We start from the raw sequence: 22,309 nt of genomic DNA on the forward strand, positions 1-22,309 counted from the left end.
AACAGTAGGTTCGGGAAATTTGTTGCGTTTGCGCGTTATTTCAATTTGGATATTTCCAAGTAATCGATTCCTTCGTGTTCCAGCAGTTTTCGAATACGATCACTGTCTTCAAAAACAAGAATGATTTCCTTTTTATCATCCAGTTCATCTTCCGTCCATTTCCAATCTTCAGCCGTTGCCTCCAATATACTCAACACATTTCTGAGCTTGGCAGGATCTCTTTCTTTACTGATCAGGTCTGCTGTATTGGTAAAGTAAAGAATGATTCGTTCATCCTCTAGCCAGCGCAAATCGTTCAGTGAATCATTCAAATCATCAAGTGAAAATCCGAAGTCTGGAATCTCTAATAGATCAGCAATTTCTTCGTAAAACTGTCGGAGCGTTGTTGCTTTTTTGCCATCGATGTGAGCAATAAAATCGTTGGCGAACCAGGCCTCCAGTTCCTTTTCAGATTGGCTAACCAGGACATTTGGTGTCATGACTTTTTACAAAATATGGGTGTTCAGAAAAGTGATAATTGTTTCACGTGAAACTTGATTATCAGTAACTTGTAATCGTATGTAACCACTTTTTCGCTGGTTACTTACGTGTTTTTAGTAAATTGCTAAAGAAAAAATGCAATTTTCATGCCAACAAAAAACCCTTCAATCAGAAGGGTTTTAAGAAGAAATTAGTTCAACGAAAAAAGTGGGATTCGAGCAGCCACCATATTGTGAAACATCAACTCGGTTATCATCGGGGTCATGTATTTTATCAGCGGAAATTCTGAGATCGACTCCATGACTTCCAGCTCAGAATCGGCTTTGAAAATACACCAGAGCTTTTGTCGATCAATCGAAAGAGAGTACGACAGGAGAAAGCCCTTTTCCATCAGTTCTTCAACTTTGAGCCGCTGGGCGGGAATCCGATTTTGGAAACCTTCATCCATCACAGGCGGAAGATCAAACTCTACCATATATTGGCTCATAGGCAACAGGTGTTAAGTACTGGCCGGAGGTTCTTCTCCAGCTATAAGCAAATTAACGATCTTTAACTCATCTTCGTTAATGGTATGCGGAAAATTTGTATATAATCTAGTTGTGACCTTTGCCCCCATTTGACGAAATACAGAGTCTGACTCCAATACTCGTTCTTTCGGAATATGCGAGTCAGTATCGCTACAGCCCAAAAAAATCGGCGTATTCAATAACGAGCCTTCATACTGCCGAGGGGTATCAGGAGGACCAATAAGGCCACCACTCAACCCGAAAACACCGCCGTATTCAGAAGCGTTCCGTGCCACAAATTCCAGAGCCAGACAAGCCCCCTGCGAAAAGCCTAACCAATAAATCTGAGTAGGTTTGACATTATAATCGGATTGTAGTCTGGCGCGTAAACTGGCCAGTACTTGCAGGGCTGAAGTCAGGTAAGGTTCATTCGCTTCGAAAGGACTTAAGAAGGAATAAGGATACCAAGTATTCCCTTGCGCTTCGGGTGCAACAAAGGCAAAGTCTTTGTCCTCAATATACTGCGAAAGCGAAAGTATATCACGAGCGGACCCGCCCCGACCGTGAACCATAACCATCACTTTTGAGGCTTCTTCAAGAGGGACACCAGCCGTACGGATATTATTAGGATTGTGTAGCATTGTAAGATTCGTTAAGCGTAAAGGTCTACCGCTTCAAATTAATCGTGCTTAACCTGAAGCGGTAGGTCCTAAACTGTAAACAATTACCGAACAATAATCTCTGGCAATTCGGTTATGAGTTTTGCTCGACGAGCTTCATATTGAGGAGGCAGTTTAAGTCCAGTACCTAATTCGGAAATAGGTTCATCAACAGCAAAACCGGGAGGATTAGTAGCTACTTCAAACAGAATACCACCTGGTTCGCGGAAATAAATACTATGGAAGTAATTCCGATCCTGTACGGGGGTAACGTGATAACCTGCCTCAGCCAGTTGTTGTTGAATGATTAACTGAGTCTCGTCTGAATTGGTCGAGAAAGCAACGTGGTGTACCGAACCAGCTCCCTGTAAAGCGTGAACATCTTTCGGAGAATGAAGCACGTCTACGTAGTTGCCAGGCCCACCATCACCTGCTTTAAACCGGAAACGGCCTTCCTCCTCTCCTATCAACGTATGTTGCATAAGATCGGTTAATAAGGCTATGGTCCGGTCGGTCCGTAATTCATTCAAGGTGACGGTGTAAAAACCACGAATAGCAAACTCAGCCGGAATGCGTCCATTATCCCAGCCTGGTCGTTTATCGTCATCGGTAAAGACAAGTTCAATACCCATGCCGTCGAAATCCTCAAATCGAATATACGTTTCGGAGAACCGTTTGTAGGGACCAGCGTAGGGAATGTTTCGTTCATGCAGACGATCCATCCAGAAGCTCAACGAAGCGGTTGGTGCGGAGAAAGCAGTATAGGTTAATTGGCCTACGCCTTTCCGGCCACGGGGTATGCTGCCATACGGAAAGAATGTCAGGATGGTTCCAGGCGAGCCAGTTTCGTTACCATAATATAAGTGGTATACATCGGGGGCATCGAAGTTGACCGTTTTTTTGACCAGCCGAAGGCCAAGTATATCGGTATAGTAATCGACGTTGCGTTGGGTATCGCCAGCTAACGTAGTGACGTGGTGTAGGCCATTGATGAGCGTTTCCATAATCCAGAATTTGAGTTGAAGGGTAAAACCAGTAAGTTCGAATTTAATTGTATCAACATTTAATGTATATACAATGAAAATTTATAAATCGTTCAAAAAAAAATGTCCAGATAAACTACCTGGACATTCATGAGAAAAGAAGAAACTATTATTCGTGGAGAAAAGGATAATCCTTCTGCATGTATACATCTTTGAAGGCTTCTTCGGCGGGTGGATATGGAGACTCTTCTGCAAATTTGACCGATTCATCCACAATACCTTTTATCTTCTGATCAATAGCTGAAAGCTCTTCTTCAGTAGCCAGGCCTTTCTCAAGAATCGTTGCTTTGACCTGCTCGATAGGGTCCCGTTGCTTGTACTCTTCCACTTCATCCTTCGAACGGTATTTCTGAGGATCAGACATCGAGTGTCCACGGTACCGATATGTACGAAACTCAAGAAAGGTTGGGCCTTCGCCAGCACGGGCACGTTCGGCAGCACGGCTCACCGCTTCATGAACGGCTTCAACGCTCATCGCATCAACAGGCTCGGCGGGCATATCATAGGCTTCAGCCAGGGTGTAAAGCTCCGTAACGTTCGATGTACGTGCCACTGAGGTACCCATTGCATACCCGTTGTTTTCAACGACGAAAATGACGGGTATTTTCCAGAGCATGGCCATGTTGAACGCTTCATGCAGAGCGCCTTGCCGAACGGCACCATCACCCATGAATGTGATGCAAAGGTTTTTTGTCTTATTGTACTTCTCGGCAAAACCGATACCAGCACCCATCGGAATCTGGGCACCAACGATACCATGCCCGCCCATAAAATTGACCGACTTATCGAAGATGTGCATCGAGCCGCCTTTGCCTTTCGACGAACCGGTTTGTTTGGCGAATAGCTCGGCCATGACTGCTTTAGGATCGGAACCCAGGGCTAGAGGGATACCATGGTCACGATAGGCAGTTATCCATTTGTCATCTTTGGTTAACGCTGTATAAGAGCCGGAAGAACAGGCTTCCTGACCGATATATAGATGACAGAAGCCCCGAATTTTTTGCTGACCGTAGAGCTGCCCGGCTTTCTCCTCGAACTTCCGTTGCAACTGCATCGATTCATACCAATACATATACCGCTCTTTCGGATGCTGCATTTTTGCTGCTGCCGGAGCCTGACCATTTTTGTTGGGTTTCCCCGCCGGGGTTTTCTCTTTGACGCTTGCCATGAGGAGTATGTTCGATAAAATCGACAATCGCTGGTGATTGGTAATGTCAATTATCCAGACGATGTCAACAGAATAGAGAGTCTGTTTCTACAACAAACCGACTGTATCTTTGTTGCCAATATCAAATTGCTCAATTAAACAAGCAATTGACTGCCGCGAAATTACGCATTATCGCGTTATGCGCTACATCTATGTACCTCGAAAAACTGAGCCTGACCAATTTTAAAAATTACGAAGACGCCCGATACTCATTTGGGAAACAGGTAAATGTAATTGTAGGGCCCAACGGAAGCGGTAAGACCAATCTGCTTGACGCCGTTTATTTTCTGGCGTTGAGCAAAAGCGCTTTTCAGAATCAGGATGCGTTTAGTATCCTGCACGATGCAGATTATTTTATTCTTGACGGCGTTTTTGAAGAACATGAGCATAGTGGTCATCCGAATCGGGTACAAATCACAATCAGCGTGCAGCGAGGCCAGCGAAAGGTGCTGATGGCCAATAAAAAGCCTTATGAACGCTTTAGTGAGCATATTGGCCGTTTTCCCGTCGTGTTGATTGCGCCAAACGATACCGATCTGGTACGGGAGCATAGTGAGGAACGGAGGCAGTTTTTCGATGGTGTGCTTTCGCAGATGGATGCTGATTACTTACAGAATTATTTGATGTATCAGCAGATTCTGAAACAGCGAAACAGTCTGCTCAAACTATTTGCCGACCGAAATCAGGTAGACAACGATATGCTGGACACCTACGATTATCCGCTGCTGGACCTAGGTCAGAAAATACACGATCGTCGAAAACGGTTTGTCGACGAATTCATGCCGGGCTTTCGCGAACACTATGCTTACCTAAGCGATGGCCGGGAGGAAGTGTTCATCGTGTATGAGTCGGAGGTGAGTAACCCTGGATTTGCCGAAGAGTTCCGCCATTTTCGTCGGCGCGATACAGTGTTGCAACGGACAACGATGGGCGTTCATAAAGACGATTATACGTTCCTGATCGATAATGGGAGCGGCCAGCAAGTACCCCTGAAAAAATTCGGATCGCAGGGGCAGCAGAAAACATTTGTGATTGCCCTAAAACTGGCTCAGTTTGATTCACTTGAAGCCGAAAAAGGAGTTAAGCCCATTTTACTGCTGGATGATATCTTCGATAAGCTGGACGACCGACGCATTAGCAAGTTGATTCAGCAGATGGATGAAGGGGCGTTCGGCCAGATCTTCATTACCGACGCCCGCCCAGAGCGTACCCGTGAACTGCTCAACCCCGTACAGGCCGATGTACGTTTCTTCCAGATTGGACAGCGATGAATAATCCGTCAATCAACTAAAATTACAACGTTACTGCTTCTATGTCCCTACCCTACGCTCAGGTAAGTCTAGGCATTGGTTTCTAATTGTGGCAAACCTTTCCAGATTTCGTCGGAGGATTCGGTTGTTTCACTCCGGTTTTTAGGCCGTTCATCATATAACACAAACATAATAAGGAAACCGCGAACTATATTTGAGTTTCCGAAGTTCATCTAGCAAAAGTTCAATTTTTTGATGAAACAACGGATTTTGGCAGAGGCTGAACGGCTCTTCTGGCGGTACGGTATTCGGTCCGTAACGATGGAAGATATAGCAAAACAACTTGGGATTTCTAAAAAGACAATCTACCAGCATTTTACGGATAAAGAGCAGATTTTATCGGAGGTTATCCAGGACAAATTTGGTAGAGATCATAAAGCAATGGCGTGTGTAGCCGTCGAGGCCGAAAATCCAGTGGCTGAGATTATGCACGTTTTAGCGATGATTCAAAAAAACGCGGACCAGGTTAGCCCTAACCTGCTGATCGATATGAAACGGCATTACCCTCAGGCATTTGCGCTATTTAAGCAGTATAAAGAAGGCGAAGTGCTTCGGTCTATTCTTGAAAATATCCAAAAAGGTATTGAACAAGGCCTATATCGATCTGACCTTAATCCTGGCATTTTGGCCCGATTACGGGTGGAGCAGATCGAGTTAGCTTTCAATAACGATATATTTCCATCCAATCAGTATACCATGCAACAAATACAGTATGAGCTCATGCATCACTTCATACGAGGGATGCTGACCGAACAAGGCTTCACCATTTATAATCAGTATGTTAATCAGTACAATCATGAAGTTCACTAATATAAAAACGGCTATGGCGATCTGGTTGCTCACGCTAGTGGGATCTGGAACGTCGATAGCTCAGACTAAGCAGGAGTTTTCGCTGAATGAAGCTATTCAGTTTGCCATTCAGAATAACCTTAACATCAAGAATGCCGGTCTGGACGCACTCAGTTCCGAAGCTCGCATTCAGGAAGTGCGTGGGGTAGCGTTGCCACAGGTTAGCGTAGCAGGTTCTCTTTCCGATAACCTGATTATTCAACGGGTGTTCTTACCTGCGCAGTTCGCGAATCCGAATGCTCCTGCCGATGCTCCTCCGATTGCCGTTCAATTTGGTGTTAACTATTCAAGCAATTTGACCGGTACACTCAACCAGTTACTGTTCGATGCATCGTATCGGCTAGGGTTGAAAGCGGCTGAAACCTATCGGCAACTAGCACAAAAAAACATTAAGGCCTCGAAAATTACTGTGGCTGAACAGGTTGCGAAAGCCTATTATGGTGTGCTGGTAAACGAACAGCAGATAAAGCTGCTCGACCTGAATATTGCGCGGGTTGACACACTATATCAGAATACAGTAGGGCTGAACAAACAGGGGTTTGCCGAAAAAATTGACGTGAGCCGACTCGAAGTACAGGTGAATAACCTGAAAGCCGAGCGACAAAACGTCAAAAATCTGGTCGACCTGAGTTACTACCTGCTCAAGTTCCAGATGGGGCTGGGTATCAACGATAATATTACGCTGACCGAGCAAATACAGGATATTGACCTGGATGCGCTGGAGCGTGACAATATGAAGGGAGTTGCTGAATTCGATTATAATCAACGCATCGAGTTTGCTACGCTCCAGTCGCAAATTCAATTGGCCGATTTGGACCTGCAAAGTATTTCGAAGCTATACTATCCCCGGTTGACGGCGTTTATCAACTATGGCTATAATACAGGTCGTAATAACTTTGGTGATTTGTTTGTGTCGCCCTGGTTTAATTCATCAATAGTAGGTATCAACTTATCGGTTCCTGTGTTCGATGGATTTCAGAAGAAGTACCAAGCGCAACAGAAGCGATTTACACTACAGAAAACGCAGAATAGCGCTCAGTTACTTAAAAATACAATTGATCTGCAAATTCGTCAGTCAAGCATAACGCTTGGTAACAGCCTGCAAACCTTACGCACGCAAAAACGCAATGTTGACTTAGCGCAGGAGGTTGCTCGTGTGGCCAAGATCAAGTATCAGGAAGGCGTCGGGTCGAATATTGAAGTGCTGGATGCGGAGAACTCATACCGTCAGGCGCAAACGAACTACTTCGCTTCACTGTACAACTTCCTGCAAACCAAAGTCGATGCCGACAAAGCCAGTGGTAAACTCTACACTGGAAACTAATGGGGAATCAGGCCCCGAATTTGAAATAAGATGTTAAAACGTTACTAGTCAAAATGAAACCATACTACATCATTGCCCTCGTGAGCCTTCTTGCCGCCTGCTCACAGGAAAAAAAATCAGACCTGCAAAGCAAACACGCGGAACTGGATGAACTGAAGTCGCAACAGACCGAACTAACAACCAAGATAAAATCGCTGGAGGCTGAACTGGCTAAGCTGGAGCCGAAAAAAGCAGAAGAAGGGCGGGTAAAAGAAGTAGCTGTCTCGCCAATAGCTGCCAGCACGTTCCGTCACTTTGTGGAATTGCAGGGTACAATCGACGCCAAGAATAATGTACAGGTGTCGCCAAAATCGGGCGGTGTCGTTACGGCGGTTTATGTGAAAGAAGGCGATTATGTAAAAGCCGGACAGGCCATTGCGAAAGTCGACGATCAGCTTTTGCGGGAGTCGATTGCGGAACTGAAAACCCAACTGACGCTGGCAAATACCATGTACGAAAAGCAGGCTAACCTCTGGAAACAGCAGATTGGCACTGAGATGCAATACTTACAGGCCAAAACCAATAAGGAGTCACTCGAACGCCGTTTGTCTACGCTGAACGCTCAATTGAGCCAGTCGACGGTTACGTCTCCGATTTCGGGAGTTGTCGATCAGGTGGCCGTTAAGATTGGGCAGTCGGCCATGCCGGGTGTTGGGCTGGTTCGGGTAGTCAACCTGTCACAGTTGAAAGCGGTGGCAAAAGTGTCGGATACCTACTCGGGAAGTGTGCGTAAAGGCGATCCCGTTCAGATTGATTTTCCAGATCTGGACAAAAAGCTGAACTCGACCATCTCGTTTGTAGCGACAACGGTTGATCCGGCAACGCGGACCTTTACCATCGAGGCTCCCCTACCCTCCGACAACGCCTTGAAACCCAATATGCTGGCCCGTATCAAAATCAATGATAAAACGCAGGCAAAAGCAATTGTGATTAACCAAAATCTGATTCAGGATACGGAAAAAGGTCAACTGGTTTATGTAGCAGTCAATGAGGGCGGTAAAAAAGTGGCGAAAGCAAAAACGGTGAGAACAGGCCAGTCGTACGGTGGTCAGATTGAGGTGACGCAAGGGTTACAGGCGGGCGATCAGATCGTTACGGCTGGTTATCAGGATTTGGTTGATGGACAACAAATCAGTTTTTAGTCATTAATCGACATTCGTTGTCATAGATTGTCATGTATCGATAACGAGCTAGCGACGATTGAATGCCAACAAATGCCAATCAATGACCATTAATGACCACGATTTATGAAATTTGAACAATATAAAACCCTCGGATTTACCAACTGGTGCGTTGAGAACCGGACGGCTATTTACATCTTCACCTTCCTCATTACGCTGGGTGGGTTGTTTGTGTACAATAATATGCCGAAGGAGCAATTCCCGGATATCAAAGTTCCCCAGGTCTACATCAATACTGTATATGTAGGGACGGCTCCAGCCGATATTGAAAATACGATTAACAAACAGATTGAGAAGCAGTTAAAGTCCATTTCGGGTGTAAAGCGAATTAAATCGAATGCCTTGCAGGACGTGTCGGTTATTCTGGTTGAATTTAACCCGGATGTCGAGTCGTCGGTTGCGTTGCAACGGGTTCGGGATGCTATCGACAAAGCAAAACCTGATTTGCCAAAAGAACTGGATTCGGGACCGACAGCGCAGGACGTCGATTTTTCGGAAATGCCGATCATGAACCTCAACATGGCCGGTAACTTCTCGCTGAAACAACTGAAAGAGTACGCTGAAGACTTGCAGGATGTAATTGAAGGAATGCCCGAAATCCGTCGGGTGGACATCGTCGGAGCGCTGACCCGTGAAATTCAGATCAATGTGGATTTGCCTCGGATGCAGTCGGCAGGTCTGGCGTTTACCGATATTCAGCAGGCTATTCAGGGCGAAAATATCAACGTATCGGGTGGTGAACTCAATGTAGACGGTGTTCGCAGAACGGTACGGGTGAAAGGTGAATTTACGGATGTCGCTCAGATTCAGAACCTCCAGATTCGAACGGCCACTGGCGCTACGGTTCGGCTCGGCGATATTGCCGAAGTGCGGGACAATTTTGAAGAACAACAGGATTTTGCCCGGTTAGATAACAAGTCGGTTGTTACGTTGAACGTCATCAAACGGGCGGGTGCCAACCTGATTTCGGCGGCTGACCGCATTGAAAAAACCATTGAAGAATATAAGGAAACTCGTTTCCCGGAAGGGTTGGACGTAAAAATCACGGCCGATCAGTCGGAACGTACACGTGAAAGTGTGAACGACCTGGTGAACACCGTTGTACTGGGCTTCATCTTCGTTGTATTGGTTCTGATGTTCTTCATGGGCGTTCGGGATGCTATTTTCGTCGGTTTATCCGTGCCGCTTTCGGCACTGGTGGCTTTTGTACTCATGCCGGTTTTAGGGCCTGTAGTCGGCACCTCGTTTACGTTGAACATCATGGTACTGTTCGCGTTCCTGCTAGGCTTGGGACTGGTGGTCGATGACGCCATTGTGGTTATCGAGAACGCACACCGTCTCTTTAATGATCATAAAGACTGGAATATCCGACAAGCTGTAAAAGCCGCAGCTGGAGAGGTATTCGTACCTGTATTGTCCGGTACGCTGACGACCATTGCTCCCTTCTTCCCGCTGCTGTTCTGGCCAGGAATTGTGGGTGAGTTTATGAAGTTCCTGCCGTTGACGCTCATTCTGACTCTGTTTGCCTCTCTGTTTGTGGCTTATGTGATCAACCCGGTGTTTGCCGTTACATTCATGAAACGCCATGAAGACGATCATCATGAGGATAAACAAGGGTTTCAGGAAATTAAGCGCCCACTGATTATCATGACCGTGCTGGCGGGTATCGGGTATGTGATCGACCGGGGTATTGGTAACCTGTTTGTGTTGCTGATTATCCTGTACACCTTCAATCACTATATACTGACGCCACGACTAATCGTGCCTTTCCAGGAAAATCTGCTTCCGAAGCTGAAAAACGGGTATCGGTCGTTAATTTCCTGGATATTGACTGGCTGGCGTCCGGTATTTGCTATTCTCAGTACGTTCGGTCTGCTGATTCTGACCTTTATTATTGTCGGAATTGCCAAGCCCAAAGTACTCTTCTTTCCAAGTGGCGAACCCGATTATATCTACGTCTATAATGTGATGCCCGTAGGTACGGATGCACGCGTGACCGACTCAGTGACGAAGGTGATTGAAAAGCGGGTGTTTAAGATTCTGAAAGAGAACAACGCAACGGATATTGTCAACTCGGTCATCTCGAACGTGGGTAAAAACGCGGGTGATCCAATGAACCCCGACCGTTCGGCCACACCACAAAAGTCGAAAGTTACGGTTGCCTTCAAACCCAATACCGAACGACATGGTATTTCGACGGATTCGCTACTGAACAAAGTACGGTTAGCCATGCGCGGTTTGCCGGGTAGTGAAATCTCGGTCGAGCGGGAGTCGAATGGACCGCCAACGGGTAAACCAATTGCCATCGAGATAGCGGGTGAGGAATTCAGTGAAATGAAGAAACTGGAGAACCTGGTTAAGCAGAAAATTGCTCAGGCCGGTATTCAGGGTATCGACCAGTTGAAATCCGATCTGATTACCAACAAGCCCGAAATTGTTATCGACATCGACCGGGAAAAGGCCGAACGCGAAGGGATTTCATCGGGGCAGATTGCGCTGGCGATTCGGACAGCCTTGTTTGGAACCGAAGTGTCGAAATTCCGGGATGCGAAAGATGAATACCCAATCATGGTTCGTCTGAAACCCGACGATCGTAGCCAGATTGATCGGCTGCTGAGCCTGAACGTAGTGTATCGCGATATGGTGATGGGTGGGCAGCTTCGTCAGGTGCCGATTACGTCGATTGCCAATATTAGCTATTCGACGACGTTCAGCCAGATCAACCGGAAAAATCAGGAGCGGCTTATCACCTTGAGTTCCGATGTAGTTCCGGGTTACAATGCCAACCAGATTGTAGCGCAAATTCAGGAAGTTGTGAAGGAGATCGATGTGCCCAATGGCTACACCGTTAAAATGGGTGGTGAACAGGAAGACCAGCAGGAGTCGATGAACTTCCTGGTATCGGCCTTTGGTATTGCCATGATGCTGATTTACCTGATTATGGCCACTCAGTTCAACTCGGTTGTGAAACCGATGATCATCTTCGTAACCATTCTCTTCTCACTGATTGGGGTGCTGCTTGGTTTCGTCGTCTTCAATAAGGAGTTCTCGATTATCATGTCGGGGGTTGGTATTATTGCGCTGGCCGGTATCGTGGTGAAAAACGGGATTCTGCTGATCGAATTTATCGAAGAGCTGCGTGGGCGGGGCGTTCCGCTGCGGGAAGCTATCATCGAAGCTGGGGGTATCCGTCTAACGCCGGTATTGCTGACCGCTTCGGCGGCTGTACTCGGTCTGATTCCGCTGGCTTTCGGGATTACCGTCGATTTTGTGAGTTTGTTCCGTGACTTCGATCCACACATAGTCATTGGTGGCGATAGCGCCGTGTTCTGGAATATCCTGGCCTGGACCATCATCTTCGGATTAACGTTCTCAACCGCATTGACGCTGGTAGTTGTGCCCTGTATGTACTGGATCAATGAGCGTATTCGGATGAAATGGTTCGGCAAGAAAGATCCCGCCTTAGCCATGCAGGAAGAGCCGGAAGAAGAACTAGTGTAACGATTAAATAAGTAGGTACCAATGTCAACGGGTTTTACTCGTTGACATTGTTTTTTAGACACTAGCCTGATGAGACGAACCCTGCCAGACTTTGGAAAATACCCGATCATTCTGCTCCTGACGAGTAGCCTGATCGCTGCCTGCTCGGGCAAAAAGAGCGCAGATGAAACCGTAGCGAGTACCCCAACATACCGACTGATTCCGGCGAAAAAAGTCCTGTTCAATTCGTTTGTCGATTGTAATATGGCCGAGGTCTGGGTTGGTGATACCTTCCGAATCTTTCCGGGTAAGTACGGCGAAGATCCACTATGGGGCGACGCCCGCGATTTGAAATTTGCCGATGGACAGCATGCCGAAGAAGCGTTTGCCAGTAAAGCGACGGATTTTCACGAACCGCTCATGCCCAAAAATGTGCCGGTGAATACGCCCGGTTTACACGGTGCCGTTTGGTTCGAAACCGTATATCAGGATGCCAAAGATCAATCAGGCCGAACACTGTATGCGGTTTATCATAACGAAAACTATCCCGCTACGCTCCCCTACAATGCAGCAACAGGCGAAGGGTATAACGCTGAAAAATGGCCACAGGGCATAACAGGGCCTACATCGCCAGCCGCCGTGTGCCGAATCGGAATCATGAAATCGATCGATGGCGGCAGGTCGTGGGAAAACAAAGGAATCTTTATTGAAGACCTGCAACCCCGTATGATTCTGAAGCCGCAAAACACCTCGAAAACCTTTGCCGGTGGCGTTGGCGATCCATCAGCCGTAGCGAGTGGGGACTATCTGTACCTTTTTTACGGAGAATATGGCTATCCAGGCCAGTACGGCGAAAAAAGCTATGATCCACATAAAGAATGGAGCGGGCAGTGCGTCAGTATTGCCCGCATTCGGCTACGTGATCTGGATAATCCGGTTGGTAAAGCGCGTCGCTGGGATGGTAAAGGCTTCAATGCTCCCTATAATGGGGTAGGTTCTCCGGTTTTTTCTTTACAAATCCCAATGAATGCAGGAGGTGGGCCTGCTTCATCGCCCAAAGCAGGGTTTCACTGGGGGCCGTCCGTTAGCTGGAATACGTATCTAAACTGTTGGGTCATGCTGATGGCCAAGGCTACCGGCCCATCGTGGGCGGGGAGCAGCATTTACATTTCGTTCAATCCCAACAAGGATTTGGGCGAAGCATTTCAATCGCAGGACTGGACCAAACCGAAGCTTTTGCTCGATAAGCCAGGTTATTTTCTGTGGTATCCATCGCTCCAGCCCATGAATACCCCTGAAGATGTCTCGAACAAAAACACCTGCCTGCGATTAGGAAAGCGGGCCCGCTTGTTCATTAAAAACATAAAACCCGAAAAAAGTGAGTATATGTCTGAGCATATCATTGAATTTGAGAAAGTTGAGTAAGGAAACTCGCCTGGTCAGATAAACTTTACGAATGCTCATTCCGTTAGCCATCTATTAGCTTATTCCTTCATGAACCGTACCTCCTTATTGCTTATTCTCCCTGCCATTCTTCTGCTGATCGACTGGTATGTGTTCCAGGCGGTGAAGACCCTCAGCCGAACCGCAACCGAGAGTACTCAGCGTATTATAACGTTTATCTTCTGGGGATTTACGGCCCTGTCGCTGATGCTCTATGTGGCCATGCAGTTGATCCCCCCCGATTCAATCAGCCGAAACACCCGAACCTTTCTATGGGCAGCTATTGCCATCCCCTATTTTTCGAAGATTTTCGCCATGCTCATTATTTTCATTGATGATATTGGTCGTTTTTTTCGCTGGCTTGTATCACTTTTCTATAAGCCTGAAGTTGGAGAAGCCGTGGTGGATTCGGCTCAAAAAACAATCCCTGACAACGTAAACGGAATTCCTAATGATGCTATCTCCCGCTCTGACTTTCTGATGAAAACGGCATTGGTAGTCGGTACGGTACCGCTGGTTGGGTTTACCTGGGGAATTTTGTCGGGCGCCCATGATTACCGGATTCGCCGGGTTAAACTTCCGTTAAAAAATCTGCCATCCGGTTTCCACGGAATGACCATCGCCCAGATTTCGGATATTCACTCGGGTAGTTTTTTCAATAAAACGGCCGTTCGGGGCGGGGTGGATATGTTGCTGAAACAAAAGCCCGACATGGTATTTTTTACGGGCGATCTGGTGAATAGTCATGCCGAGGAAGTAAATAGCTACATTGATGTATTCGACAAAGTGAAAGCACCGCTAGGTGTGTATTCAACGCTTGGCAACCACGATTACGGCAAATATGTACAGTGGCCGAGCGTTCAGGCTGAGCGGCAAAACGTGATGAACGTAGTAGCCGCTCATAAGCAAATGGGCTGGAACATCATGATGGACGAGCACAAGATTCTGGAACAAAACGGCGATAAAATCGCGCTGATTGGCGTACAGAACCTTGGCTTTGGCCCGGCGGCCTTACGGGCTGGTAATCTGGCAAAGGCCTATCAGGGAACCAGCGAATACCCCGTTAAGCTACTCCTCTCCCACGACCCTACACATTGGGATGCTGAAGTTCGACCTAAATATCCTGATATCGACGTTACGTTCAGTGGGCATACGCATGGGGCTCAGTTTGGTGTTGAGGTGGGCGACGTACGCTGGAGTCCGGCACAGTACTTTTACCGCCAATGGGCCGGACTATACCAGGAAGGTGATCAACGGTTGTATGTGAACCGGGGCTATGGCTATATTGGCTATCCGGGCCGGGTGGGTATTTTGCCTGAAATCACCATTTTCGAGTTAGTAAAAGCCTGATCAATCAAGTAGATACGTGCGAATGACTGGGTGGTTACAGATACCAGGATGTGCGAAGTAAAACGACAATTGGGTAAATTGTAGGCGAAACGTTTACAGTTTACCCAATTGTCGTTATAACCAACCGCCTGATCAACGCGTTACACTAACCAATTAACCATCAAACGCACATGAAAATCATTTTTATTACTGGACTTTCCTTCTTTATGTCTTTGTTTTCCTACCTCACACCTGTGCAGGAAGAGCAAAAAACAATTCCTCTTTGCCATAATACCGATTCGGCAACACCCAATGACATGGCCTTAATGGCAGCCGATCCGGCTTTTCAGAACCTGCATGCCAACCCATTGCCGTTTACCTATGCTGGTGCTGGCGAAATGATTAAGTTCTCGACCCCCGATGGACAGTCGGCAAACGGCTTTTTCCTGAAATCGAAAAAAGCGTCGAATAAATGGCTGCTGGTTTATCAGGAATGGTGGGGATTGAATGACAATATCAAACAACAGGCTGAAGCGTTCTATAACGACTTGAAAGATGTAAACGTACTGGCTGTCGACATGTACGATGGCAAAGTAGCAACCGAACGAGCCGAAGCGGGTAAGCTGATGAGTTCGGCCAGTAAAGAGCGGCTGACGAGCATTCAGAAAGGGGCTATCGCTTATGCCGGTCCAAAAGCAGAGTTTGCCAGTGTGGGCTGGTGCTTTGGCGGTATGCTGTCGTTGCAATCAGCCCTGATGGAAGGTCAGCAGGCAAAAGGCTGTGTGATGTACTACGGTCGCCCGGAGCAGGATGTTGAGAAGCTGAAAACTCTACATACGGATGTATTGGGCATTTTTGGTAGCCGCGACAAAGGCATTACGCCTGAATCGGTAAAGCAGTTTGAGGAAAACATGCAGAAAGCAGGCAAAAAAGTGACGGTCAAGATGTACGATGCCGATCATGGATTTGCTAATCCGAGCAACCCCATTTACGATAAGGAAGCGGCTGCCGATGCGTATAAGCTGTCCCTGGCCTATCTGAAAGATAAACTGAAAGCCTAGTAAGCAATCACCTTACGAAAACCGCGCTGTTGTGTAAAATTAGCCCTTGCAGTAAAAGCCTGACTATCTGATGGTCAGGCTTTTTAATTAAACTTTAACCAATTTTATTCTGTTTACATTAAACGGAACGGTGGTTCATCAGTCTAACTGACAAACCGGGTGAAAACCTACCACTGCGATGAAACTATTAACATGGAGTTCTTTAGTAGCTTGCCTGATAGTAGGGGCGGCTACAGTTTCGTTTGCTCAATATGGCTACGGTCAGGGCTATCCAAATGGCAATGGCTGTAACCCGAACTACCAAAATGGCTATGGCTATGGACAGCCTTATCCGAATGGGGGTTATAATAACGGAGGTTACAATAATGGCTACGGTCCAAACTACCCTAACAACGGCTATTATTCATATGGGAGACCCTATCCAGCGCAACCGCCCGTAGTGGTTGTGCCACCGCGAGTCATAATCGCCCCTCCCCCTCCTCCGGTGGTTATTGCTCCTCCCGTAGTTGTTCGCCCATATTCAAATTATAATTACGGCTATGGGTACAGGCACCAGGGTTGGAGAGGTGGCTACGGTGGCCGTGGCCATCGCTGGTAAATTGAATGAGTACCTCTAACGGGGTATACCCCGTTAGAGCCGTGATTGATGGTTCAACGAATGACGTTAAAAGATATGAAAACCTTAAAAGTAATGCCTTTGCTAGTAGCCAGTTTGCTGGTTGTACTAGTATCTAGTTGCGGCCCTGCTTATGTAAACACAGGGGTTGGTTACGGAGGTTATTATGGCCGTCCGTACTATGGCTACGGGTATCCATATGGTTATTATCGTCCGCCGGTTGTGGTTCGTCCACAAGTTGTCCGCCCTCGTTATTACACCCCTTCTCCCCGGTATTATGGCGGAGGCAGCCCGAACGCTCGACGGGGTTATGGCGGAAGTTACGGTGGAGGCCGGGCACGTGGTCCGCGCTAGTAGCTAACTAACTATCGTTTAAACACAGAGCCAGGTTGAATACAGAGATAAGTTAAGTACCTCTGTGTTTAACCTGGCTCTGTGTTTAAACGATTATACAGGTTTGTAAGGATTGCCTATATACTGTGCGTAATCACCCGATACGATCAGTGGTTTTTCAGTTGTTGGCAGATTATATAGATAAATCCAGCAGTCGATTAATGCATTGTTTACTTCGACAGGAATAACGGCCCGTATAAATTCGGTCGGCTGCTCGAAATCATCGCCAACGCCTTCATAGTAATCCAGATAGGTCAGAATACTCTCTTTCTGATGGCCTATATTGAACACAGTGCCATGAACATACCCCTGGCTGGCTTCGTCGTAAATGGCCCCAGGATAACTGCCCATGTCGAAAGCCTGCCCTCTAAATTTACCTTCGCCAATATAGCGGCCCCGCTGACGTAGATATTGAGCAAAATGATTATCAAAAGGGGAGCGGAGCGTGCCGTAAACGATCAGAAATTCGGGAGTACTAGTCATTCAATAAAAAAAGCTGACGGGACGACGAAAGTAGTTAATTTTGACGTTATTAGATAAAAACAGGGTTGATCAATGAAAAAGTCGCACATACTTTTACTGATGGCTATCACGCTAACGTTCATAGATGTACCTGTTCAGACGCAGGCATCTGCTCGTACTAATTCGTCAGAAGTTTCCATTTTTGGACGTAAACGCAAAGGGTACAAACCCAAACGTGGAGGTCTGTTCAACACCGGACTTTTTCGTAAGAAAAATCCCTGTGGATGCCCGAAGCATTAAGCAATTGTTAAGAAATTGTATTTATATCAGAGATAGGCCCTCAAATGGGCCTTTTTTCGTTTTAAAAGTTGTAAAAATCTGTGTTTCAGCGTAAAATTTCGTACCTTTGCGAAAAAATGACCAGGATTTTTGTGATTTAACTGACTGAATTTGATTAGGCCCTCTTTGAAGGCTGGTAGAAAAATCAAAGTCAGTCAGTTAAATCACAAAAATCCTGGTTCAGACATTGTATGCAATCAATTCGCAATATAGCAATCATCGCCCACGTCGACCACGGCAAAACAACACTCGTCGACAAAATTATTCATGCGTCCAAGCTCTTTCGGGAGAATCAGGAATTTGGCGACCTGATCCTGGACAACAACGATCTGGAGCGCGAGAGGGGAATCACCATTGTCTCGAAAAATGTATCGGTACGGTATAAAGACGTTAAAATCAATATCATCGACACCCCTGGCCACAGCGACTTTGGGGGCGAAGTTGAGCGCGTATTGAAAATGGCCGATGGCGTATGCCTACTGGTCGATGCCTTCGAAGGCGCTATGCCACAAACACGCTTTGTGTTAAGCAAGGCGCTCCATCTGGGTCTCAAACCCATTGTGATCGTTAACAAGGTCGATAAAGAAAACTGTCGTCCTGATGAGGTTCACGAGCAGGTGTTCGACCTGATGTTCAACCTGGGTGCAACCGAAGATCAGTTGGATTTTCCAACCGTTTATGGTTCGTCGAAACAAGGCTGGATGGGTCCCGATTGGCAGAAACCAACCGATAACATTACTTACCTACTCGATACCATTGTGGAGCATATTCCTGCGGCTCCGATCAGTGAAGGTTTACCACAAATGCAGGTTACTTCGCTCGATTATTCGGCTTTCGTAGGTCGGATCGCCATTGGCCGGGTACACCGTGGTACGTTGAAAGAAGGTGCCAGCATGGGGCTTGCAAAATCGGATGGTACGGTAAAACGGGTTCGGATTAAAGAACTACACACATTTGAAGGGCTTGGCAAACAGAAAGTTAGCGAAGTTCAGTGTGGGGATATCTGTGCTGTAACGGGTCTGGAAGATTTCGAAATTGGGGATACCCTGACGGATTATGACAATCCAGAACCACTCAGCCGGATTTCGGTAGATGAGCCGACCATGAACATGCTCTTCACGATTAACAACTCGCCTTTCTTCGGAAAAGAAGGTAAGTTCGTTACCTCGCGTCACCTGCGTGATCGACTCTATAAAGAGATCGAGAAAAATCTTGCCCTGCGTGTTGAAAATACAGATAGTGAAGATCGTTTCCTTGTCTATGGACGGGGTATTCTTCACTTGTCAGTTTTGATTGAAACGATGCGTCGGGAGGGTTATGAATTGCAGGTGGGTCAGCCACAGGTATTGTACAAAGAGGATGAAGATGGCCGTAAATTGGAGCCTATCGAGACCCTGGTTGTTGATGTACCCGAAGAAACTGCCGGTAAGGTGATCGAGTTAGCGACGCAGCGTAAAGGTGAGTTGCTGATTATGGAACCTAAAGGTGACCTACAACACCTTGAATTCGATATCCCATCACGTGGACTGATCGGTCTTCGATCGAACGTTCTGACAGCTACGTATGGTGAAGCGGTTATGAGTCATCGTTTCAAAGAATACCAGGAATATAAAGGCCCAATTCCAGAGCGGATCAACGGTTCGTTAATTTCGATGACGAGTGGTTCAGCTACAGCCTATTCGATTGATAAACTTCAGGATCGGGGTTCGTTCTTTATCGAACCAGGTGATGAAATTTATACAGGTCAGGTAATTGGCGAGCATACTCGCCAGAACGACATTGTTGTTAACGTTACAACGGCAAAGCAATTGACTAATATGCGGGCTTCCGGTTCAGATAACAATGTGAAAATTGCTCCGAAAATTTCGTTCTCTCTTGAAGAGAATATGGAATATATTCAGAAAGATGAATACCTTGAAGTAACGCCAAAGTCGATGCGGATTCGTAAAATCTATCTGGATGAAAACGAACGCAAACGCAATCAGAGCAAATTTGCAATGGCGTAGTTAGCAAGCGTATTGATCAACAAAAATCCCAGATGGATGCCCATCTGGGATTTTTGTTATGACAAAAAACATTCGTTAATGATTATTTGTAAGAGCAGCATCGAGCCGGAAGGCAAACGTTGAAGTTGATTTAAATGGAATTGCCATAGGCTTTGCTGCGGGAGCCGGACTAACCATCATAGCTTTTGCTGATACATACTCTGTTTGTCGGCGTACTTGGAAATATCCTGCGATAAACAGTACCCCACCAATAACTGCAACACTAATCTTTTTCATAACGGCTCTAGCTTCCTCGTAAATTTTAATAGGTATGGATGCAGTTCCAACAGCATTTTGTTGAAATCTGCGTCAATATTACTGGCAAATGCGCAAATACCACCCTGCCTTCTTATTGTGCGGTAAGTATTTTAACCTTAGATTAAGACTCACCAGGCAAATTTAGGTTACTGTTTTGGATGAATAATTTTTGAAAATTTATTTATCCGATCTCTTAGATGTATTCCGAGCAATTTTCATCCAGTTCTAAATATCTAACTTCAGAATAGATGAATTGTTGATCAAATTGATTTTCCAGCATGAAAAATTAAAAACTGAAACCCATGCGGAAGTATAACCGATTGTAAGCTCGTTGTTCGGTTTGGGCCAGAAGCTGTACGCCATCGACAGAAGCGACTTGTTTCGCTTCCTGATGTTTGTACCCTGCACTAATCAGAAAGCCAGTGCCATTGCCCTTATTGATGCGAATACCAACACCAGGACTCAGTAGCCACCCCCCTTTCAGTTCTCGACCATGCGGGTTAGGCCCAGCGATAGCGTAGCCACTTTCCAGGGTATAAAATGGGGTCAACCGCTTGGTATGGTTAAATAAGTCGCCTTGTACGGCTGCTGCGATGGGTAAGAAAGCAGAGTTGTTGAAATAATCTACACCAAACGAAATACCTGTGATCAGTTGAGGGCGTACAATATAGCCCGTAAAGGCATGGATAGTAAGGCCAATCCGATTACCAGCATCCCGAATAGGATAGTAAGAATAATTATAGTTGTTATACGGATTGTAGATCATATCGTAGCCATAATACGGATAGCCAGTCGGTACATCAGGTTTGACCTGACCCATCTGGACGCCCATCTCGACGGTCGTACGCCAGTGGCTGGTTGTTGTGGTTATAGTTTGCCCAATGGCTACCTGAGCTAGCAGACATACCGTCAGGAATGTAACGATTTTCATGGTGGAATAAGGTTAATAGGCTGGCTGGGCGGCAATCTTGCTCAATAAGCGCAGATCAGCCGGGTTGGAGTAATCATACTGGTAGAGGCCGTCTTTGCCAATAGTTAGCAACGTCTTCGAAATAGGTATAACATCAAAGGCATTGACATTCGCAAAGGTTTGCTGCGGTTTCAGATCCAATGGATTAGAGGCATCGAACACCCGAAGCCCTTTACTTCCCTGACAAACGAATAAAGCGGGGTAGTCGATTCCGAGACCATAGGGTGTTTCGAGCGGATAGGTTTTAGCAACACGGGGAGCTGACAAATTGCTGATGTCGACAACATCCAGTACGTCTTGTGTACCGGCAACTCCACAGGTGCTGGTCCCTCGCAAGGTAACATAGGCGTAATTATCATGGACAACTACCGGATCGCAAGAACGTACATGTGAAAAGGCGGCTAACTGTTTGGGCTCGGCAGGGCTTGTAACGTCGTAAATGTACATGCCCGTTGTGGTGCCAATAAACAGACTATTTCGGTAGGGGAAAATCGTTTCGACGTTCCAGTTCAACGTAGCTGATTTTCCCTTTGTGGGTTTGGCCGGGTCCGTAATATCAAATAGTTGTAACGTACTGTTACTAACCACATAAAGCTGGTTATTGGAAATAGCGAATCGGGCCATTGAGCCGCCAACGCCTGTTGTAGGCGTGTTGGTAGTCGGTGCCTTAGAACTGTTGTAAGCACCATCGGCAAATGCCAGGCTTTCATAATATCGACCAAACCAGGCAATGGGGATTAAATAGGGAAGAATATTAAACGAGCCTTCACAATCTGTTTTTACTGTTGTCGTAGCTATTTCTTCGCGCTGATCGTAAATTTTCATGCTCGTTTTATCGTACGACCAATAAGTACGACCGACTAACCCACTCATAAAACCCGTTTCAACCCGATTCACTTCTTTAATAGCCATTGGATTACTGATGTCCAGAGCGACCAGGTCGATATAACTATCGGCATATAGAATATTGTCCCGTACTGCTATATCCACATTACCGGGAATGCTCAGAAACGAAATTGCTTTCGGATTAGCCGGATTGCTATTGTCAAAAACGTGAATTCCTTTTTTGATTTCAACAATAAACAGATACTGATCTTTGACATATAGTTTTCCAGGCTCGACCAGTGGTTGGGGCGCACCCGATGAAACAGCCTGCCGTATGTCGGAAATGGGTAGCTGAATCGAGGTGTATTTTCGGTAAGTTGTTGTCCGCTCACAGTTGTCGGTACAACTGGTCAGAAAGAATAACGGCAGGAGTAATAGAAGTACAGGAGCTTTCATAGAATCATGACTGCTGGATAACTTCATGATTCTT

21 protein-coding genes are annotated in these 22,309 nt (G+C 46.4%); 12 read left to right on the plus strand and 9 right to left on the minus strand.

Translation table 11 applies throughout. The features are described 5' to 3' along the window. Positions 1-35: 35 nt before the first annotated feature. From B5M13_RS33050 to pdhA, 5 genes are all read right to left on the minus strand, one after another. On the minus strand, positions 36-479 hold the full coding sequence (locus tag B5M13_RS33050; RefSeq protein WP_080059699.1) for a barstar family protein: 444 nt from the start codon (positions 477-479) through the stop codon (positions 36-38). 191 nt (positions 480-670) lie between these two features. Then, complete coding sequence (locus B5M13_RS33055; protein ID WP_080059700.1) at positions 671-967, minus strand: muconolactone Delta-isomerase family protein; 297 nt, start codon at positions 965-967, stop codon at positions 671-673. 12 nt (positions 968-979) lie between these two features. Then, positions 980-1,627, minus strand: coding sequence for an alpha/beta hydrolase (locus B5M13_RS33060; RefSeq protein ID WP_080059701.1), 648 nt, complete (start codon positions 1,625-1,627; stop codon positions 980-982). Positions 1,628-1,710: 83 nt separating this feature from the next. Then, positions 1,711-2,649, minus strand: coding sequence for a ring-cleaving dioxygenase (locus tag B5M13_RS33065; protein ID WP_080059702.1), 939 nt, complete (start codon positions 2,647-2,649; stop codon positions 1,711-1,713). Positions 2,650-2,797: 148 nt separating this feature from the next. Next, complete coding sequence (pdhA, locus tag B5M13_RS33070; protein ID WP_080059703.1) at positions 2,798-3,856, minus strand: pyruvate dehydrogenase (acetyl-transferring) E1 component subunit alpha; 1,059 nt, start codon at positions 3,854-3,856, stop codon at positions 2,798-2,800. Between the two features lie 191 nt (positions 3,857-4,047). Between pdhA and recF the strand changes: the two genes are divergently transcribed. The 10 genes from recF to B5M13_RS33675 all read left to right on the plus strand — a co-directional run bounded on the left by recF (position 4,048) and on the right by B5M13_RS33675 (position 16,881). Then, positions 4,048-5,166 carry a DNA replication/repair protein RecF gene (recF, locus tag B5M13_RS33075; protein WP_080059704.1) on the plus strand — a complete coding sequence of 373 codons (1,119 nt, stop codon included), beginning with the start codon at positions 4,048-4,050 and terminating at the stop codon, positions 5,164-5,166. A 234-nt stretch (positions 5,167-5,400) separates the two neighbouring features. Beyond that, positions 5,401-6,015, plus strand: coding sequence for a TetR/AcrR family transcriptional regulator (locus B5M13_RS33080; protein ID WP_080059705.1), 615 nt, complete (start codon positions 5,401-5,403; stop codon positions 6,013-6,015). Then, on the plus strand, positions 6,002-7,378 hold the full coding sequence (locus B5M13_RS33085; protein WP_080059706.1) for a TolC family protein: 1,377 nt from the start codon (positions 6,002-6,004) through the stop codon (positions 7,376-7,378). The genes B5M13_RS33080 and B5M13_RS33085 overlap by 14 nt, the downstream gene beginning before the upstream one ends. Before the next feature lie 53 nt (positions 7,379-7,431). Continuing rightward, the gene (locus B5M13_RS33090) at positions 7,432-8,559 is read left to right on the plus strand and encodes an efflux RND transporter periplasmic adaptor subunit (RefSeq protein ID WP_080059707.1); all 1,128 of its coding nucleotides are present in this window, start codon (positions 7,432-7,434) and stop codon (positions 8,557-8,559) included. A gap of 105 nt (positions 8,560-8,664) precedes the next feature. Then, positions 8,665-12,099 carry an efflux RND transporter permease subunit gene (locus tag B5M13_RS33095; RefSeq protein WP_080059708.1) on the plus strand — a complete coding sequence of 1,145 codons (3,435 nt, stop codon included), beginning with the start codon at positions 8,665-8,667 and terminating at the stop codon, positions 12,097-12,099. Positions 12,100-12,168: 69 nt separating this feature from the next. Next, a complete protein-coding gene (locus tag B5M13_RS33100; protein WP_080059709.1) occupies positions 12,169-13,503 on the plus strand; it encodes a hypothetical protein in 1,335 nt (444 codons plus the stop codon). Positions 13,504-13,572: 69 nt separating this feature from the next. Beyond that, the gene (locus B5M13_RS33105) at positions 13,573-14,871 is read left to right on the plus strand and encodes a metallophosphoesterase (protein WP_080059710.1); all 1,299 of its coding nucleotides are present in this window, start codon (positions 13,573-13,575) and stop codon (positions 14,869-14,871) included. A 170-nt stretch (positions 14,872-15,041) separates the two neighbouring features. After that, positions 15,042-15,911 carry a dienelactone hydrolase family protein gene (locus B5M13_RS33110; RefSeq protein ID WP_080059711.1) on the plus strand — a complete coding sequence of 290 codons (870 nt, stop codon included), beginning with the start codon at positions 15,042-15,044 and terminating at the stop codon, positions 15,909-15,911. Between the two features lie 178 nt (positions 15,912-16,089). Further along, positions 16,090-16,509 (plus strand): hypothetical protein, encoded by a 420-nt coding sequence (locus B5M13_RS33115; protein WP_080059712.1) that lies wholly within the window; start codon positions 16,090-16,092, stop codon positions 16,507-16,509. Positions 16,510-16,584: 75 nt separating this feature from the next. Then, a complete protein-coding gene (locus tag B5M13_RS33675; RefSeq protein WP_155297375.1) occupies positions 16,585-16,881 on the plus strand; it encodes a hypothetical protein in 297 nt (98 codons plus the stop codon). A gap of 93 nt (positions 16,882-16,974) precedes the next feature. On the opposite strand, the gene B5M13_RS33125 is transcribed toward B5M13_RS33675, so the two are convergent. Beyond that, the gene (locus B5M13_RS33125; RefSeq protein ID WP_080059714.1) at positions 16,975-17,403 is read right to left on the minus strand and encodes a gamma-glutamylcyclotransferase family protein; all 429 of its coding nucleotides are present in this window, start codon (positions 17,401-17,403) and stop codon (positions 16,975-16,977) included. A 72-nt stretch (positions 17,404-17,475) separates the two neighbouring features. Between B5M13_RS33125 and B5M13_RS33130 the strand changes: the two genes are divergently transcribed. Further along, entirely contained in the window at positions 17,476-17,682 is a 207-nt protein-coding gene (locus tag B5M13_RS33130) for a hypothetical protein (protein WP_080059715.1), read from the plus strand. 230 nt (positions 17,683-17,912) lie between these two features. Continuing rightward, complete coding sequence (gene typA / locus B5M13_RS33135) at positions 17,913-19,727, plus strand: translational GTPase TypA (RefSeq protein ID WP_080059716.1); 1,815 nt, start codon at positions 17,913-17,915, stop codon at positions 19,725-19,727. 75 nt (positions 19,728-19,802) lie between these two features. Here the strand turns inward: typA and B5M13_RS33140 are convergent, their stop codons facing one another. The 3 genes from B5M13_RS33140 to B5M13_RS33150 all read right to left on the minus strand — a co-directional run bounded on the left by B5M13_RS33140 (position 19,803) and on the right by B5M13_RS33150 (position 22,275). After that, positions 19,803-20,003: a hypothetical protein gene (locus B5M13_RS33140; RefSeq protein WP_080059717.1), complete on the minus strand. Its 201-nt coding sequence runs from the start codon at positions 20,001-20,003 to the stop codon at positions 19,803-19,805. 307 nt (positions 20,004-20,310) lie between these two features. Next, positions 20,311-20,955 carry a hypothetical protein gene (locus tag B5M13_RS33145; RefSeq protein ID WP_080059718.1) on the minus strand — a complete coding sequence of 215 codons (645 nt, stop codon included), beginning with the start codon at positions 20,953-20,955 and terminating at the stop codon, positions 20,311-20,313. Positions 20,956-20,967: 12 nt separating this feature from the next. Further along, complete coding sequence (locus tag B5M13_RS33150; protein ID WP_080059719.1) at positions 20,968-22,275, minus strand: LVIVD repeat-containing protein; 1,308 nt, start codon at positions 22,273-22,275, stop codon at positions 20,968-20,970. Positions 22,276-22,309: the final 34 nt, after the last annotated feature.

The sequence above is a fragment of the Spirosoma aerolatum genome, assembly GCF_002056795.1.
GTDB lineage: Bacteria > Bacteroidota > Bacteroidia > Cytophagales > Spirosomataceae > Spirosoma > Spirosoma aerolatum.